Source organism: Serratia ureilytica (assembly GCF_013375155.1).
In the GTDB taxonomy this organism is placed as follows: Bacteria; Pseudomonadota; Gammaproteobacteria; order Enterobacterales; family Enterobacteriaceae; genus Serratia; species Serratia ureilytica.
The window spans coordinates 183,082-198,895 of sequence record NZ_JABXOF010000010.1; the positions used below are offsets into that span (position 1 = coordinate 183,082).

Here is a 15,814-nt window from a genome sequence, read left to right on the forward strand (position 1 = left end):
GTTGTCATGATTGATTCGCCCCGCGTGTGTATTCAGGTTCAGAGCATCTATGTGGAATCACAGTCGATCCCTGAAGAAGAGCGTTACGTCTTCGCCTATACCATTACCATCCGCAATCTGGGGCGGACCAACGTGCAACTGCTGGGCCGTTACTGGCTGATCACCAACAGCAACGGCCGCCAAACCGAAGTCCAGGGCGAAGGCGTGATCGGCGAACAGCCCGTCATTCCGCCCGGTGGAGAGTTTCAGTACACCAGCGGCGCCATTCTGGAAACACCGCTGGGCACCATGGAAGGCCATTACGAAATGGTTGACCATCAGGGTCAGCCGTTCCGCACCGCTATTCCCGTGTTCCGCTTAGCCATTCCAACGCTGATCCATTAATTATGTCGACATACCTTATCGGCGACGTTCACGGCTGTTTCGATGAACTGAAGTCGCTGCTGGCTCAGGTTGCGTTCGATCCCGAGCGCGATCAACTGTGGCTGACCGGCGATCTGGTGGCGCGCGGCCCCGCCTCGCTGGACGTGCTGCGCTATGTGCGCTCGCTCGGCCCGGCGGTGCGCATGGTGCTGGGCAACCACGATCTGCACCTGCTGGCGGTTTACGCCGGCATCAGCCGCAACAAACCCAAAGATCGCATCACGCCGCTGCTGGAAGCGCCGGACGCCGACGAGCTGATCAACTGGCTGCGCCGCCAACCGGTGCTGCAGGTGGATGATGAGCAAAAACTGGTGATGGCCCACGCCGGCATCACCCCGCAGTGGGACATCGACACCGCGAAAATGTGCGCGCGCGAAGTGGAGGCGGTATTGAGCAGCGACAGCTATCCGCTGTTCCTCGACGCCATGTACGGCGACATGCCGAACAACTGGGCGCCGGAGCTGAGCGGCCTGGCGCGTCTGCGTTTCAGCACCAATGCGCTGACGCGCATGCGCTACTGCTTCCCCAACGGCCAGCTCGACATGATCTGCAAAGATGCGCCGGGCAGCGCGCCGGCGCCGCTGAAACCGTGGTTCGAGCTGCCGCGCCTGGTGGACCCGGAATACACCATCATCTTCGGCCACTGGGCCTCGCTGGAAGGCAAGGGCACGCCGGAGGGCGTGATCGGGCTGGATACCGGCTGCTGCTGGGGCGGCGATCTGACGATGCTGCGCTGGGAAGACCGCCGTTACTTCACGCAGCCCGCCAATCGCGGCGAAGCGCCTGACCACGCCGGCAGATTAGCCGCATCCTGAAACGATAAAGGCGGCCCGGTGGCCGCCTTTGTTCTGTATTGCCGCCTTACGCCCCAATCACTCCGCCATCTTCACGCGTGATCATCAACACCGATGAACGCGGGCGCGGGCTGTTGTTCGGGAAGTGCGAATCGCCTTCTTCTCCGGGATGCTGTACGTTGACGAACATCGTCTTGTAGTCCGGGGTGAAGGTGATGCCGGTCAGTTCGCAGGACTTCGGCCCCACCATGAAACGGCGGATCTCGCCGCTGACCGGATCGCCCACCAGCATCTGGTTGTTTCCCTGCCCGACGTAATCGCCCTTGTTGCTGTACTTGCCGTCGGTGAGGATCCACAGACGGCCGGCGCGATCGAAACCCAGCCCGTCCGGGCTGTTGAAGGTGTTTTCCGCCGTGATGTTCGGCGTGCCGCGGTTGACGCCTTCGGGGTGGGCAATCGGGTTGCCGCACAGCGCATAGATGTCCCAGGCGAAGACGTCGGCGGTGGCGTCGCCGCCCTCGTCCCAGCGAATGATTTGGCCGTAGATATTGTTCGGTCGCGGGTTGGCGGCGTTCAACGGCATCCCTTCCTCGCCGCGCTTGCTGTTGTTAGTCAGCGTGCAGTACGCGCGCCCGTCATGCGGGTTCACCGCGATCCACTCCGGGCGATCCATTTTGGTGGCGCCGACCTGCTGCGCCGCCTTGCGGGCGAAGATCAGCACTTCGGCCTCATCGCGGAAACCGTTCTCCGGCGTCAGGCCGTTCTTGCCGAACTCAAGCGCAATCCAGCGCCCTTTGCCCTTCAGCGGCGTGCCGGCTTCATCGCCGTCGAACTGCGCCACGTACAGCGTCCCCTCGTCCAGCAGCGTGCGATTGTTGGCCGGATTGGCGGCGTCGACCACGCCTTTGGAGACGTACTTATAGATATGTTCGCCGCGCTCGTCGTCGCCCATATACACTACCAGACGGCCGTCTTTGGCCACGGTCACCGCCGCGTTTTCATGTTTGAAACGGCCGAGCGCGGTGTGCTTGATGGGCGTCGAGGTCGGATTCAACGGATCGATCTCGACAATCCAGCCGTGGCGGTTGAATTCGTTGGGATTCTTCGCCACATCAAAACGCTCGTCATAGTCCGGCCAGTTGCGTTCCGGTTCGCTGACCTTCAGCGTGTAGCGCTTCTGTTCCGGCGTGGTGCGATAATCGGCCTGACGGGTGCCGAAATAGGTGTCGAAGTTTTCCTCGCAGGTCAGGTAGGTGCCCCACGGCGTCTTGCCGTTGGCGCAGTTGCCGAAGGTGCCCAGCACCTTGCGGCCGCTCGGATCGGCGGCGGTCTGCAACAGCGGATGTCCGGCGGCCGGGCCGCTGAATTGCATCTCGCTGTTGGCGGTGATGCGGCGGTTATAGCGCGACGGGCGCTCCACCTCCCAGCGCTGGCCGTCGCCGACCCGCTTGACCGCGACAATGGAGACGCCGTGCGCCGCCTGCGATTTGCGCACCTCTTCCAGGCTGGTGGCCTTGGCGCCGCCGTGGGCGAACAGGTACTGCTCGTTAACGTATTCGTTATTGATGGCCATCACGCCGTGATTGTCATCGATAGGGAAGAAGCTCATGCCATCGTTGTTGTCGCCAAACTGTTTTTCCTGATCGGCGGCGCTGTTGTTGCCCTGCGGATCGAAGGCCGGCGCGCCGTCCACCAGCGGCTCGCCCCAGGAGATCAGCACCTCGGCGCGGTAGCCTGGCGCTATCGTCACTTCATCGGCGGTAGACGCGGCGATGCCCCGGAAGCCCAGCAGCGTGTTCGGCGGCAGATCCTCGGCTAACGCCTCGGTGGAGACCGACCAGATGCCGCCGCCGAGAAAACCGGCCAGGCCGACGGCGCCGGCGCTGCCAAGCAGCAGCTTGCGGCGAGTGGGATCGATCAGGCGGTCGGCGTCTAATTGCTCAATTTGCTTGGTCATAACGTGGTTACCTTTTTAGTTATGGCGCCGCGGTCAAGATTCACCAGAGTTGCCGTGGCGCTCGGAGTTGGGCTTCATACTAATCAGGTAATGTGACGGAAAGGTTACGAATGACCGGCGCAAAAAGACCGGGGGCGCAATTGCTTGCGCCCCCGGGGATGACTGGCTAACGCGCTGAGATCAGCGGCGCTGCAGGATTTCGAAGCAGTAGCTGTGCGAGTTCAGATCGTCGGCGTCGTGGAATTCGCTGAACGTGGTTTCCCACTCGTCCGGCTCGTAATCCGGGAAGTGAGTATCGCCGCCGACTTCGGCGTCGATGTGTGTCAGGTACAGGCGATCGGCGCGCGGCAGCAACTGGGTATAGATGCGCCCACCGCCGATCACCATTACTTCTTCCACCTCACCCGCGGCGGCCAGCGCCTCATCCAGCGAGGTCACCCAGGTCACCCCGGCGGCATTGCCCGGGCGGCTGCTCAAAACGATATTGTGACGGCCCGGCAGCGGGCGGCCGATGGACTCGAAGGTCTTGCGGCCCATAATAACCGGCTTATTCAACGTGTTGCGTTTAAACCACGCAAGGTCCGCCGGCAGGTGCCACGGCATGGCGTTTTCCATGCCAATAACGCGATCCGCCGCCAAGGCAGCGATCAGGCTGATAATCATTGTTTAACCCTGTGTAGGCAGCAAAATTGGTGACACTATACGTAAAGGCCTGAGTGCCGTCGATAGGCTAATCAAGCAAGATGAATATATAAGATAGCTCTTATCAGCATATCTAATAACCAACGTTCTTTTGCCGGGGAATTTCACACGCCGGGGCGTTTGCGGTACAACCACAGACCCGGTAACGACAGGCCGATCGACAACGCGCCGACGATGAAACTGGCCTTGAGGAAGTTGGTGATCATGGTCTCCATCAAAGCCTCGCTGTAGCCCAGATGCGAGATCTCCACCACAGTTATCATCGCGGTATAGGCGGAAATGCCGGGGAACATCGGGATCACCGCCGCCACGGTGAACACCTTCGGATGCGCCAACAGCCAGCGCGACCAATAGATACCGATGATGCCGATCAGGATCGCCGCCAGCAGCGACGCCCACTCAATGTTCATGCCCACGTGCATCATCAGCATGCGCGAGCCGCGCCCGATTGCCCCGAGCAACGCGCAATAGCGCAGCGCGCGCAGCGGCACGTTGAACACCATGGCGAAGCCCAGCGCCGGCACCGCCGCCAACAGCATCTCCTGCAACAATGCCCACAGCAGACTCATGACCACCCCCGCAGATCCCACAGCGACATCGCCATCACCACGCCGATACAGGTCGCCAGCGTCAACAGGCTGGCCATCGCCCAGCGCGCCAGCCCGGTGTTGACGTGCCCCTTGAACATGTCGGCCACCGCGTTGATCAGCGGGAAGCCCGGCACCAGCAGCAGCACGCTGGCGGCCATCGCCACGCTCGAGGTCTCTTTAAACACCGGCAGGCGCAGCAGCAGCCCGGATATCGACGTAGCGACAAACGCCGTCAGGCAAAAATTGATCAGCGGATTCATATGGCGGGCGGTGAGGATCTGGCGCACCAGCATCGCCGCGCCGCTGGCGATAAAAGTCACCAGGAAGGCGTCACCGCCGCCGCCGTTGAGCATGCTGAAACACCCGCAGGACAACCCCACCATCAGCACCACCAGCCAGCGCGGATAGCGCAGCGGCCGGATCTTTTCGAAGCGCCGCGCCACGTCGTGCGTATCCGCCAGGTGATGCTCGGCGAGGATCACGATATGCTGCACTTCCGTCACCACCTGCATATTGATGCCGCGATCGACATTCTTGCGGGTCGTGGTCAGGCAGGCGCCGTGGCTGAGGGTGGTCAACACCACCGCATTGGCGGAGATTGAACTTTCCACGCTGTCCATCCCCAGCGCCAACCCCAGGCGGGTGGACAACTGCTCCACCACCGTGCTCTCGGCGCCGTGCTGCAACAGCAGCAGCGCGCATTGAATGCACAAGCGGGTGATTTCACGCTGTTGCCGGTGCGGTTCCGGCCTGTCTGTGGCGGTAGTCTGCTGCATGTTGCTCCGTCGCTGGCGATAGATGAATTATTATCATAGAGCCTAACAATACCTCATTGGGTTGATGCGCATCAGAGGAAGCGGCGTTATTATCGCCAACATGCTGCCTTTTGCGCGAGACGCCTCCCATGCTTGAAACTTCCCTGTTCGTCGCCGGCATTGCCGCCCTCGGCATGCTTTCCCCCGGCCCGGATTTTTTCCTGGTGATCAAAAACGCCGCCCGGTACCCGCGTCTGGCCGCCATGATGACCGCCTTCGGCGTGATCTGCGGCGTCGCCACCCACATGTCCTACTGCGTCGCCGGGCTGGCGGTGGTGATCACCACCACGCCGTGGCTGTTCAACCTGCTGAAATACGCCGGGGCGGTCTATCTGGTGTGGATCGGCATCCAGGCGCTGCTGTCGCGCGGCGGCGGCAAAATGAACGTCAGCAATCTGCCGCAGCAACAGGTCAGCCTGAAGAGCGCCTTTGCGCAAGGCTACCTGTGCAACCTGCTGAACCCGAAAGCCACCCTGTTCTTCCTGGCGGTCTTCACCCAGGTGTTGCAGATCGATTCCGGTCTGGGTGACAAGCTGTGGTACGCGGGGATTATTCTCGGCCTGTCGGTCATCTGGTGGCCGCTGCTGGTGTTTTTGATCCAGAGCGGGCCGGTGCGCCGCGGGCTGGAAAAGACGCAGAAGATCGTCGACAAATTGCTGGGCGGCATGTTGATCGCCTTAGGCATCAAGGTCGCGCTGAGCTAAGCAAAAAAGGGGCGCCATCACGGCGCCCCTCCCCTTATCCTTTGGCTTCCACCACTTCGTCTTCCGGCGCCTTGCCGTCGATACTGCCGCGCCAGCCGGTCTGCTGCACCCGCGCCAGCCGATTCTGATCCTGCTCGATGGCCGCGCTGAGCATCTCCTTGGCCCGCTGCAGGCTGGCGATACGGAATTCAGTATCCTGGTAATTATCCAGCGTATCTTCCAGCATCTTCAGGTTATAGCGGCGGAAAGTGTCCGCTTTCTCGCGCGCCTCATAGGCGTCCAGCCCCAGCAGCTCCAGCGTTTCACGGCCGACGCGCAGCGAGCTTTCGAAGGTTTCGCGCTCCGGTTTTTCCACCCCCAACTGCCGCAACTGATACCAATGATCGACGTCGCGCGCCCGCGCCACCACTTTCAGATGCGGGAAGTGCTGCCTGGCCAGCTCGGTTAACGCCAGGCTGTCCTCCACATCGTCGATGGCGTTGATCAGCACCTTGGCGTGAGCGGCGCCGGCCGCCTCCAGCAGATCGGCGCGCGTGGCGTCGCCGTAGAACACCTTGGTGTCGAATTTACGCAGCGTTTCGATATGGTCCGGATCGTGATCCAATACCACGGTGTGCACGCCGTTGGCCAACAGTAAACGACCGGCGATCTGGCCGAAACGGCCGAAGCCGGCGATGATCACGCTGGCGTTCTCGTCATCAATGACGTCAGCCGGGCGATCCTCTTTCGGCGCATTTTTTTCCAGCTGCGCGGCGATCACCAACAGCAGCGGGGTGGCCGCCATCGACAGCGCCACCGCCAGCGTCAGCGACTTGGCCCATTCAACCGGCAAGACGCCGGCCAGCTGCGCGGCGCTGAAGATCACGAAGGCGAACTCACTGCCCTGCCCCAGCAGAATGGCGAACAGGCCGCGCTGGCGCTTCGGCACCCCGAGCAGCGGGCCGACCAGCCACAGCAACGCCGCCTTGATCAGCATAAAGCCCAGCAGCAACGAGGCGATCAGCAACGGATGATGGAACAGCGTGCCGAAGTCGATTGACATGCCGACGCCGATGAAAAACAGCCCCAGCAGCAACCCTTTGAACGGCTGAATATCGCTCTCCAGCGCGTGGCGGTATTCCGAGCTCGCCAACAGCACCCCGGCGAGGAACGCCCCCATCGCCATCGACAACCCGGCCATCTCCAGCAGGATGCCAAAGCCGAACACCAGGAATAGCGCCACGGCGCTGAACACCTCGCGCATGCCCGAACGGGCGACGAAGTGCAGCAGCGGGCGGGTGACGTAGCGGCCAAGCAGCACCACCATCGTCAACGCGCCCACCACTTTGGCCGCCGACAGTACGAAAGCGCCCAGCGTCGTGGTGGCGCCGCTGCTGGCCAGCAGCGGGATCATCGCCACCAGCGGGATCGCCGCGATATCCTGGAACAGCAACACCGCAAACGCGCTGCGGCCGATCGGCGACGGCGTCAAATTGCGTTCGCTCATCGCCTGCATGGCGATGGCGGTCGATGAGAGCGCCAGCGTCAAACCGATCAGCAGCGCCACCTTCCAGTTGAGGCCGAGGAAGTAGCAGAAGGCGCTCAGCGCCAGGCCGCAGCCCACCATCTGAATACTGCCGCCGCCGAACACCGAGGCGCGCAGCGTCCACAGCCGTTTGGGATCCAGCTCCAGGCCGATGATAAACAGCATCAGCACCACGCCGATCTCGGCGAAGGTCAGGATAGACTCGGCATCCGACACCAGCTTCAGCCCCCAGGGGCCGATAATGCAGCCGGCGATCAGGTAACCGAGCACCGAACCCAGCCCCAGGCGCACCGCAATCGGCACGAACAGCGCGGCGGAACCGAGATAGATCAGCCCCTCGATCATCATGTGGTGGTTATCCATGGCTGGCCTCCCGGGTTTCCGCTTCGGCATGTTCCATCAGGTAGTCGACCAACCGCTGCCGGTAGGCTTCGCCGGCGGCGATCAGCGCCGGTTCGTTGCAGGTAAAGGTGTTGTGCAGGGCGAAGTACGGCTGCCAGTTCATGCCGCAATAGATCGCCGTGGCCTGCAGCGGCTGCGCCAGCGCGGCGAAGTTGGGAAAATCGCCCAGTTCGAAATGGTGCTCGTCACCGCCGCTGGTCACCGCCCACAGGCAGTCTTTGCCCACCAGCGCGTTGCCGTCGTGGCCATAGGCCCAGCCGTGCTCCAGCACTTTGTCGATCCACAGCTTCAACAGCGGCGGGAAGCTGTACCACTGCATCGGATGCTGCAGCACCACCATGTCGGCGCGCTCCAGCGCCTGTTGCTCGGCGTTGATATCGATATTGAAATCGGGGTACAGCTCATACAGCGAGCGCACCTCCACCTCGGGAAGATCCCTCACCGCCTGCAGCAGGCGGTGATTGGCGTGCGAATGCCGGGGATACGGGTGAGCATAAATTATCAGAATCATTGTTATCGTCGTTCCTTCGTTCCTTGCCAATACACCAAGCATATACCAATCACATAGAGTGACAGTTTGCCCACTGATTGATAGCGGAAATTTTTAACGCCAGCCTACAAATTCACTGAATAAAAAAGGGCGCTGCATCTGCAGCGCCCTGGCGTAGCGTTCTCGCGCGGTTACTTACCAATACGCGCGTGCATTTCCTGCACCGATGTCACCTGCTCGGTCGGATCCGCTTTCAGCGCCATCGCGGTGGCGAAGCCGCCGTTCAGCGTGGTGTCGTAGTGCACCTTGTACTGCAGGGCGCTGCGGCGAATCAGCTTGGAGTCCTCAATCGCCTGACGGCCTGCCGTGGTGTTGACGATGTAGGTGTACTCGCCGTTCTTGATACGGTCCTGAATGTGCGGACGCCCTTCGTGCACCTTGTTGACCAGGCGCGGGTTGATGCCCGCTTCGCCCAGCACCACCGCGGTGCCGTGGGTCGCGTCCAGCTCAAAGCCCTGCTTCAGCAGGCTGGCGGCCAAATCGACCACGCGAGCCTTGTCGCCTTCGCGCACCGACAGCAGCGCGCGGCCCTGTTTCTTCATGCCCGAGTTGCTGCCCAGCATCGCTTTGGAGAAAGCTTCCGCGAAGGTGCGGCCCACGCCCATCACTTCCCCGGTAGAGCGCATTTCCGGCCCCAAAATCGGGTCGACGCCCGGGAATTTGTTGAACGGCAGCACCACTTCTTTCACCGAGTAGTACGGCGGGATGATCTCTTCGGTCACGCCCTGTTCAACCAGCGTTTTGCCCGCCATCACGCGCGCGGCCACTTTGGCCAGCGGCACGCCGGTCGCTTTGGAGACGAACGGCACGGTACGCGCGGCGCGCGGGTTAACTTCAATCAGGTAAACTTCGTTGTCCTTCACCGCGAACTGCACGTTCATCAGGCCGCGCACCTGCAGCTCGAACGCCAGTTTTTCCACCTGGCGACGCATCACGTCCTGAATTTCCTGGCTCAGGGTGTACGCCGGCAGCGAACACGCGGAGTCGCCGGAGTGCACGCCCGCCTGCTCGATGTGCTCCATGATGCCGCCAATCAGCACGCGCTCGCCGTCGCAGATAGCATCGACGTCCACTTCCACCGCATCGTCCAGGAAGCGATCCAGCAACACCGGCGCATCGTTGGACACGCTGACCGCGGTCTGGAAGTAGCGGCGCAGGTCGGTTTCGTCATAGACGATTTCCATCGCCCGGCCGCCCAGCACGTAGGAAGGACGCACCACCAGCGGATAACCGATGCCCGCCGCCTTCTCGACCGCCTGCTCGATGGCGGTGACGGTGGCGTTGGCCGGCTGCTTCAGGCCCAGGCGGTTGACCGCCTGCTGGAAGCGTTCGCGGTCTTCGGCACGGTCGATGGCGTCCGGGCTGGTGCCGATGATCGGCACGCCTGCGGCTTCCAGCTCGCGCGCCAGCTTCAGCGGGGTCTGGCCGCCGTACTGCACGATAACGCCTTTCGGTTTCTCGATGCGCACGATTTCCAGCACGTCTTCCAGGGTCACCGGCTCAAAGTACAGGCGGTCCGAGGTGTCGTAGTCGGTGGAGACGGTTTCCGGGTTGCAGTTGACCATGATGGTCTCGTAACCGTCTTCACGCAGCGCCAGCGAAGCGTGCACGCAGCAGTAGTCGAACTCGATGCCCTGGCCGATACGGTTCGGCCCGCCGCCCAGCACCATCACTTTCGGCCGGTCGTTGGTCGGGTTGGACTCGCACTCTTCTTCATAGGTGGAGTACATGTAGGCGGTGTCGGTAGCGAATTCCGCCGCGCAGGTATCCACGCGCTTGTACACCGGATGCAGGCCGTGGCTGTGGCGCAGCTTGCGAATTTCGCTCTCGGCGACGCCGGCCAGCTTGGCCAGACGCGCATCGGCGAAGCCCTTGCGCTTCAACGTGCGCAGGAAGTCTTTGTCCAGGCCGTTGATGCCCGCTTCTGCCACCTGCTCTTCCAGGCGCACCAGCTCTTCAATCTGCACCAGGAACCAGCGATCGACGTTGGTCAGGTTGAAGACGCCGTCGACCGACAGACCGGCGCGGAAGGCGTCGGCGATGTACCAGATGCGGTCGGAACCGGCGTCTTTCAGCTCGCGGCGGATTTTGGTCAGCGCTTCCGGATCGTCCAGGCTCACTTTCGGATCGAAACCGGTGGCGCCCACTTCCAGACCGCGCAGCGCTTTCTGCAGCGACTCTTGCTGAGTGCGGCCGATGGCCATCACTTCGCCGACCGACTTCATCTGGGTAGTCAGGCGATCGTTGGCGCCGGCGAACTTCTCGAAGTTGAAGCGCGGGATCTTGGTCACGACGTAGTCGATGGACGGCTCGAACGACGCCGGGGTGCGGCCGCCGGTGATGTCGTTCATCAGCTCATCAAGGGTATAGCCCACCGCCAGTTTGGCGGCGATCTTGGCGATCGGGAAGCCGGTGGCTTTCGACGCCAGCGCCGAAGAGCGCGATACGCGCGGGTTCATCTCGATGACGATCAGGCGGCCGGTTTTCGGGTTAACCGAGAACTGCACGTTGGAGCCGCCGGTTTCAACGCCGATCTCACGCAGCACCGCCATCGAGGCGTTGCGCATGATTTGGTATTCCTTATCGGTCAGGGTCTGGGCCGGCGCAACGGTGATCGAGTCGCCGGTGTGGATGCCCATGGCGTCGAAGTTTTCGATGGAGCAAACGATGATGCAGTTGTCGTTCTTATCACGCACCACTTCCATCTCGTATTCTTTCCAACCGATCAGCGATTCGTCGATCAGCAGCTCGTTGGTCGGCGACAGGTCCAGACCGCGTTCGCAGATCTCTTCGAACTCTTCGCGGTTGTAGGCGATGCCGCCGCCGGTGCCGCCCATGGTAAAGGAAGGACGGATGATGCACGGGAAGCCGACGTCAGCGGCTACCGCCAGCGCTTCTTCCATGGTGTGCGCGATGCCGGAACGCGCGGTATCCAAACCGATTTTCTTCATCGCCACGTCGAAACGGCGGCGGTCTTCGGCCTTGTCGATGGCATCGGCAGTTGCGCCGATCATGGTGACGCCGAACTCGGCCAGCACGCCCTGACGCTCCAGCTCCAGCGCGCAGTTCAGCGCCGTCTGGCCGCCCATGGTCGGCAGAACCGCATCCGGACGCTCTTTTTCGATGATCTTGCGCACCACTTCCCAGTGGATCGGCTCAATGTAGGTCGCATCGGCCATTTCCGGGTCGGTCATGATGGTCGCCGGGTTGGAGTTGACCAGAATGACGCGGTAACCCTCTTCGCGCAGCGCTTTACACGCCTGGGCGCCCGAGTAGTCGAACTCACACGCCTGGCCGATAACAATCGGGCCAGCGCCGAGGATCAGGATGCTTTTTATGTCTGTACGTTTTGGCATTTTTTACTGCTCCTGATTATTTGGCGTTAGAACGGTAAGTCTCAATCAGTTCGATAAAGTGATCGAACAGCGGCGCGGCGTCGTGCGGGCCTGGGCTGGCTTCCGGGTGCCCCTGGAAGCTGAACGCCGCCTTGTCGGTGCGGTGAATGCCCTGCACCGTGTGGTCGAACAGCGATTTGTGCGTCACGCGCAGATTCGCCGGCAGGTCGTTTTCATCGACGGCGAAGCCGTGGTTCTGCGCGGTGATCATCACCGTGTTGTTGTCCAGATCCTTCACCGGGTGGTTGCCGCCGTGGTGGCCGAGCTTCATCTTCATGGTTTTCGCCCCGCTGGCCAGCGCCAGCAGCTGGTGACCCAGACAGATGCCGAACACCGGAATGTCGGTTTCCAGGAACTGCTTGATGGCGGCGATGGCGTAGGCGCACGGCTCCGGGTCGCCCGGGCCGTTGGACAGGAAGATGCCGTCCGGATTCATTTTCAGCACCTCGTCGGCCGGGGTCTGCGCCGGCACCACGGTCAGGCGGCAACCGCGATCCACCAGCATGCGCAGGATGTTGCGCTTGGCGCCGTAGTCGTAAGCCACCACGTGGAACGGCAGTTCCGCGGCGGTTTTGGCTTCCGGCAGGTCGCCTTCAAGCGTCCAGCTGCCTTGCTGCCAGCTGTAGGCCTCTTGAGTGGTGACCTCTTTCGCCAAATCCATGCCCTTCAACCCCGGGAAACCTTGCGCCTTGGCCAGAGCCAGCGCGGCATCCGGCGAATCGGCGGCGACGATGCAGCCGTTCTGGGCGCCTTTTTCGCGCAGCAGGCGAGTCAACTTACGGGTATCGATATCGGCGATCGCCACGATGTTGTGACGCTTGAGGTAGTCGGACAGGCTTTCTTCACTGCGGTAGTTGCTGGCGATCAGCGGGAGGTCACGAATGACGAGGCCTTGGGCGTGTACTGCGGAGGATTCTTCGTCGGAAGCATTGGTGCCGACATTGCCGATATGAGGATAAGTAAGAGTAACGATCTGGCGGGAATAGGAAGGATCAGTGAGGATTTCTTGATAACCGGTCATCGACGTATTGAAGACCACTTCCCCCACTGCCGTTCCCTCTGCCCCGATGGCCCGACCGTGGAATTGGGTTCCGTCTTCCAGAACCAATAGCGCTGACTTTATCAAAACATCCTCCGAGGAATAATCAATCACAATATTTGCATATTAATTCAGATATCGCGATCTAAATCAATGCAAAAACCGTCCGCGAGGCCAATTTTTGGCAAATTGGGCGCATTTTAATGATGAGTGTTCCGCTTGTCTACCCAAACCGCCATTTTTTGTTTTATTTTTGCAGTTCTCGACGCCCAAGCGGCTTGAGCTGCCATAAAAACACAGAAAACCGGGGCTGGAAAACGGTTGCGGGGAGGAATGACGGAAAACGGCGTCGGAATGGACCAAAAAAGACACTAAAAAAGCCGACGGTGGAAAAAAAGCAGATAATTAGCAAGGTAAACATAAACAAATACCAGCCTTGACAAGGAAACAACATCAAAACGATATTTATCATGTTAAAAAAAAGGACAATAAAATTATTGCCCTATTATCATAGTATTATGATCAACACAACCACATCACGATGGTATTCAGTTTAGTTATATCCGGTCCAAACTCAGCACGTCACGCATATCAAACAGACCTTTATCCCGACTCCGAAGCCAGGAAGCCGCGCGCACCGCGCCGCTGGCGAAAGTCATGCGGCTGGAGGCCTTGTGGGTGATTTCCACCCGTTCACCGATGTCGGCGAACATCGCGGTGTGCTCGCCGACGATGTCGCCGGCGCGAATGGTGGCAAAGCCGATGCTTTTCGGATCGCGTTCGCCGGTATGGCCTTCGCGCGCATAGACCGCACAGTTTTTCAGATCGCGCCCCAGCGCGCCGGCGATCGCTTCGCCCATGGCCAACGCCGTGCCCGACGGCGCATCCACTTTGTGGCGGTGGTGCGCCTCAACGATTTCGATGTCGGTGTAGTCGCCCATCACCTGCGCGGCCTTCTCCAGCAGTTTCAGCACCAGGTTGACGCCGACGCTGAAGTTGGCGGCGAACACGATGCCGATGTGCTGCGCCGCAGCGCGGATCGCCTGTTTGCCGGCGTCATCGAAGCCGGTGGTGCCGATCACCATCGCCTTGTGGTGCGCCACGCAAAATTCCAGGTAGCCCAGGGTGCTTTCAGGGCGGGTGAAGTCGATCAAAATATCGAACTCGCTCGCCACTTTATCCAGACTGTCACTCACCTTGACGCCCAGCGCGCCGATGCCCGCCAGCTCGCCGGCATCAACGCCGACCAGGCTCGATCCCGGTCGTGACAGCGCCGCCCCCAACACCACGCCTTCCGCCTGCTGCACCGCCTGGATCAATTGACGGCCCATCCGGCCGCCGGCGCCCGCAATCGCAATGCGGATTTGTGAATCTTTCATGCTTGCTCTCTTCTTGATGTAACGCGTATCCCATTAACCTATCGATTCAGGGTAACTGCCCCGCTGCGGCGCCGCCAGAGGATTCATTTCATAATTAGAAAATTATGATATTGCGCTTCTTTCATCAGCGGCGCTGTCGTGAGATTAACATTCAACCGATTTGGCGGCCTGCGACGATTGTACATAATCATGCAGTTTTCATTGCAAAAAAATGCAGAAAAAAGGCGCCGAAAACGGCGCCTGAGGAACGGAGTGCGGCGGGGTCAAGCGGTAATGGCGGCCACTTCGTTGGCTATCGCCGTCAGCGCATCGTGGCGAGCATAGTCCTCCTGCACCAGCGCCGCGCGCCGGCGATAGCTCGGCTGTTGCAGAATGCGCGTCGCTGCCGCCAGTATTTGTTCCGCGCTTGGCGTGCTGGTATGCAGGCTGATGCCGCAACCGGCGGCCACCACGCGCGCGGCCGCCTCCAGCTTGTCCTCACCGGTGCCGGCGACAATCAGCGGCACACCGCTATCCAGCGCATAGTTGATCGAGCCGTAACCGCCGTTGGTGATCAGCAGCGCCGCCTGCGGCAACCAGTGTTCGAAGGAGATGAACGCCCGCACTCGGGCGTTGTCCGGCAACGCGTCCATCAGCCCTTCGGTCGCCCGCCCGCCGGTAGTAGCCAACACCCGCACCGGCAGATGCGCCAATGCCTGCAGCGTCGGCACGATCAGCTGATGCAGATCGACATTGGCCAACGTGCCCTGAGACACGATCACCAGCGGCCGACGATCGTCCTCCTCCCACAGCGCCTCTTCCGCGGCCGGTTGACCACCGCTGCGCAGCGGCCCGACGAAGCGCACGCCGCTCGGCAGGTCGTCGCGCTCATATTCCAGCGCCGTGGTGGCCAACTGCAGGAAACGCTCGCAGCCGCCGATCAACGCATCGGTAAACGGGCGATTCAGCGGCCGCCCGCCCGCTTGCACCAGCGCGGCATCAAAGCTTTGCTGCACCTCATCAAGCAACACCCGCGTCGCTTCATCCACCAATTGCTCGCGGGTCAGCGCCCGCGGCAGCAGCGCCGGCGGGATGCGCGGGCCATAGAAAATGGCGTCGCGCGAAGAATACGACAGCGGCGTGACGCCGATCCCGAAGACCGGCGGCCGTTCGGCGGACTGCAGCAGCGGCAGCACGCCGTAGAAGCAGTTCTCCACCATCAGCAGATCGGTCTTTTCGGCGGCGATGGCCGCACGCAGCTGACGATCCAACAGTGGGATCGGCGCGGCGAAGAAATCTTTCAGCGCCAGCGCCATCTGCGCATTGCCCGGCGGCAGCGCGGCGCGCTCGGGGAAATGCGCCTCCAGGTGGCGATAGTCGAAGTCCACCTGCGCGTCGAACGGCACGAAGCTCGCCCCAGCCGCTTCGGCGCGTTCGCGGAACAGCGCGCCGGTCATCACCCGCACCTGATGCCCTTGGGCGATCAGGTGGCGAGCGATGGCTAACATCGGGTAGACGTGCCCCGGAGTGGCGACCGCCGCCATCAGTATCCTTGCCATA

At 61.4% G+C, this 15,814-nt stretch carries 13 protein-coding genes; 3 read left to right on the forward strand and 10 right to left on the reverse strand.

Going from position 1 to position 15,814, the window contains the following annotated elements:
* Positions 1-6: 6 nt before the first annotated feature.
* Together apaG and apaH are read left to right on the forward strand one after the other, a co-directional pair.
* Positions 7-384: a Co2+/Mg2+ efflux facilitator ApaG/CorD gene (gene apaG / locus HWW83_RS19010; protein WP_015376624.1), complete on the forward strand. Its 378-nt coding sequence runs from the start codon at positions 7-9 to the stop codon at positions 382-384.
* A gap of 2 nt (positions 385-386) precedes the next feature.
* On the forward strand, positions 387-1,238 hold the full coding sequence (gene apaH, locus HWW83_RS19015; RefSeq protein ID WP_033641832.1) for a bis(5'-nucleosyl)-tetraphosphatase (symmetrical) ApaH: 852 nt from the start codon (positions 387-389) through the stop codon (positions 1,236-1,238).
* 46 nt (positions 1,239-1,284) lie between these two features.
* Here the strand turns inward: apaH and HWW83_RS19020 are convergent, their stop codons facing one another.
* The 4 genes from HWW83_RS19020 to HWW83_RS19035 all read right to left on the reverse strand — a co-directional run bounded on the left by HWW83_RS19020 (position 1,285) and on the right by HWW83_RS19035 (position 5,242).
* Positions 1,285-3,174 carry a PhoX family protein gene (locus tag HWW83_RS19020; protein ID WP_033651686.1) on the reverse strand — a complete coding sequence of 630 codons (1,890 nt, stop codon included), beginning with the start codon at positions 3,172-3,174 and terminating at the stop codon, positions 1,285-1,287.
* A gap of 180 nt (positions 3,175-3,354) precedes the next feature.
* On the reverse strand, positions 3,355-3,837 hold the full coding sequence (gene folA / locus HWW83_RS19025; RefSeq protein WP_033637073.1) for a type 3 dihydrofolate reductase: 483 nt from the start codon (positions 3,835-3,837) through the stop codon (positions 3,355-3,357).
* 143 nt (positions 3,838-3,980) lie between these two features.
* Positions 3,981-4,445, reverse strand: coding sequence for a threonine/serine exporter (locus tag HWW83_RS19030; protein ID WP_033651687.1), 465 nt, complete (start codon positions 4,443-4,445; stop codon positions 3,981-3,983).
* A complete protein-coding gene (locus tag HWW83_RS19035; RefSeq protein WP_033641829.1) occupies positions 4,442-5,242 on the reverse strand; it encodes a threonine/serine exporter family protein in 801 nt (266 codons plus the stop codon). The genes HWW83_RS19030 and HWW83_RS19035 overlap by 4 nt, the downstream gene beginning before the upstream one ends.
* Before the next feature lie 128 nt (positions 5,243-5,370).
* Between HWW83_RS19035 and HWW83_RS19040 the strand changes: the two genes are divergently transcribed.
* Entirely contained in the window at positions 5,371-5,985 is a 615-nt protein-coding gene (locus tag HWW83_RS19040) for a LysE family translocator (protein ID WP_015376619.1), read from the forward strand.
* Between the two features lie 34 nt (positions 5,986-6,019).
* Here HWW83_RS19040 and kefC read toward each other — a convergent pair whose 3' ends face one another.
* The 6 genes from kefC to HWW83_RS19070 all read right to left on the reverse strand — a co-directional run bounded on the left by kefC (position 6,020) and on the right by HWW83_RS19070 (position 15,798).
* The gene (gene kefC / locus HWW83_RS19045) at positions 6,020-7,873 is read right to left on the reverse strand and encodes a glutathione-regulated potassium-efflux system protein KefC (protein ID WP_033641827.1); all 1,854 of its coding nucleotides are present in this window, start codon (positions 7,871-7,873) and stop codon (positions 6,020-6,022) included.
* On the reverse strand, positions 7,866-8,423 hold the full coding sequence (kefF, locus tag HWW83_RS19050; protein ID WP_033641826.1) for a glutathione-regulated potassium-efflux system oxidoreductase KefF: 558 nt from the start codon (positions 8,421-8,423) through the stop codon (positions 7,866-7,868). The genes kefC and kefF overlap by 8 nt, the downstream gene beginning before the upstream one ends.
* 170 nt (positions 8,424-8,593) lie before the next feature.
* Positions 8,594-11,818 carry a carbamoyl-phosphate synthase large subunit gene (gene carB, locus HWW83_RS19055; RefSeq protein WP_025301533.1) on the reverse strand — a complete coding sequence of 1,075 codons (3,225 nt, stop codon included), beginning with the start codon at positions 11,816-11,818 and terminating at the stop codon, positions 8,594-8,596.
* A gap of 16 nt (positions 11,819-11,834) precedes the next feature.
* Positions 11,835-12,983 (reverse strand): glutamine-hydrolyzing carbamoyl-phosphate synthase small subunit, encoded by a 1,149-nt coding sequence (gene carA, locus HWW83_RS19060; RefSeq protein ID WP_072022495.1) that lies wholly within the window; start codon positions 12,981-12,983, stop codon positions 11,835-11,837.
* A 470-nt stretch (positions 12,984-13,453) separates the two neighbouring features.
* A complete protein-coding gene (gene dapB, locus HWW83_RS19065; RefSeq protein WP_142001902.1) occupies positions 13,454-14,275 on the reverse strand; it encodes a 4-hydroxy-tetrahydrodipicolinate reductase in 822 nt (273 codons plus the stop codon).
* A gap of 263 nt (positions 14,276-14,538) precedes the next feature.
* A complete protein-coding gene (locus HWW83_RS19070) occupies positions 14,539-15,798 on the reverse strand; it encodes a glycosyltransferase (protein WP_176589485.1) in 1,260 nt (419 codons plus the stop codon).
* Between the last annotated feature and the right edge of the window lie 16 nt (positions 15,799-15,814).

What these genes read in the sequence shown, in the direction of transcription:
- kefF (WP_033641826.1), bottom strand. Translation starts at nt 8,423, where the DNA reads ATGATTCTGATAATTTATGCTCACCCGTATCCCCGGCATTCGCACGCC.
- apaH (WP_033641832.1), top strand. Translation starts at nt 387, where the DNA reads ATGTCGACATACCTTATCGGCGACGTTCACGGCTGTTTCGATGAACTG.
- HWW83_RS19030 (WP_033651687.1), bottom strand. Translation starts at nt 4,445, where the DNA reads ATGAGTCTGCTGTGGGCATTGTTGCAGGAGATGCTGTTGGCGGCGGTG.
- kefC (WP_033641827.1), bottom strand. Translation starts at nt 7,873, where the DNA reads ATGGATAACCACCACATGATGATCGAGGGGCTGATCTATCTCGGTTCC.
- HWW83_RS19070 (WP_176589485.1), bottom strand. Translation starts at nt 15,798, where the DNA reads ATGGCGGCGGTCGCCACTCCGGGGCACGTCTACCCGATGTTAGCCATC.
- HWW83_RS19035 (WP_033641829.1), bottom strand. Translation starts at nt 5,242, where the DNA reads ATGCAGCAGACTACCGCCACAGACAGGCCGGAACCGCACCGGCAACAG.
- HWW83_RS19020 (WP_033651686.1), bottom strand. Translation starts at nt 3,174, where the DNA reads ATGACCAAGCAAATTGAGCAATTAGACGCCGACCGCCTGATCGATCCC.
- carB (WP_025301533.1), bottom strand. Translation starts at nt 11,818, where the DNA reads ATGCCAAAACGTACAGACATAAAAAGCATCCTGATCCTCGGCGCTGGC.
- folA (WP_033637073.1), bottom strand. Translation starts at nt 3,837, where the DNA reads ATGATTATCAGCCTGATCGCTGCCTTGGCGGCGGATCGCGTTATTGGC.
- apaG (WP_015376624.1), top strand. Translation starts at nt 7, where the DNA reads ATGATTGATTCGCCCCGCGTGTGTATTCAGGTTCAGAGCATCTATGTG.
- dapB (WP_142001902.1), bottom strand. Translation starts at nt 14,275, where the DNA reads ATGAAAGATTCACAAATCCGCATTGCGATTGCGGGCGCCGGCGGCCGG.
- HWW83_RS19040 (WP_015376619.1), top strand. Translation starts at nt 5,371, where the DNA reads ATGCTTGAAACTTCCCTGTTCGTCGCCGGCATTGCCGCCCTCGGCATG.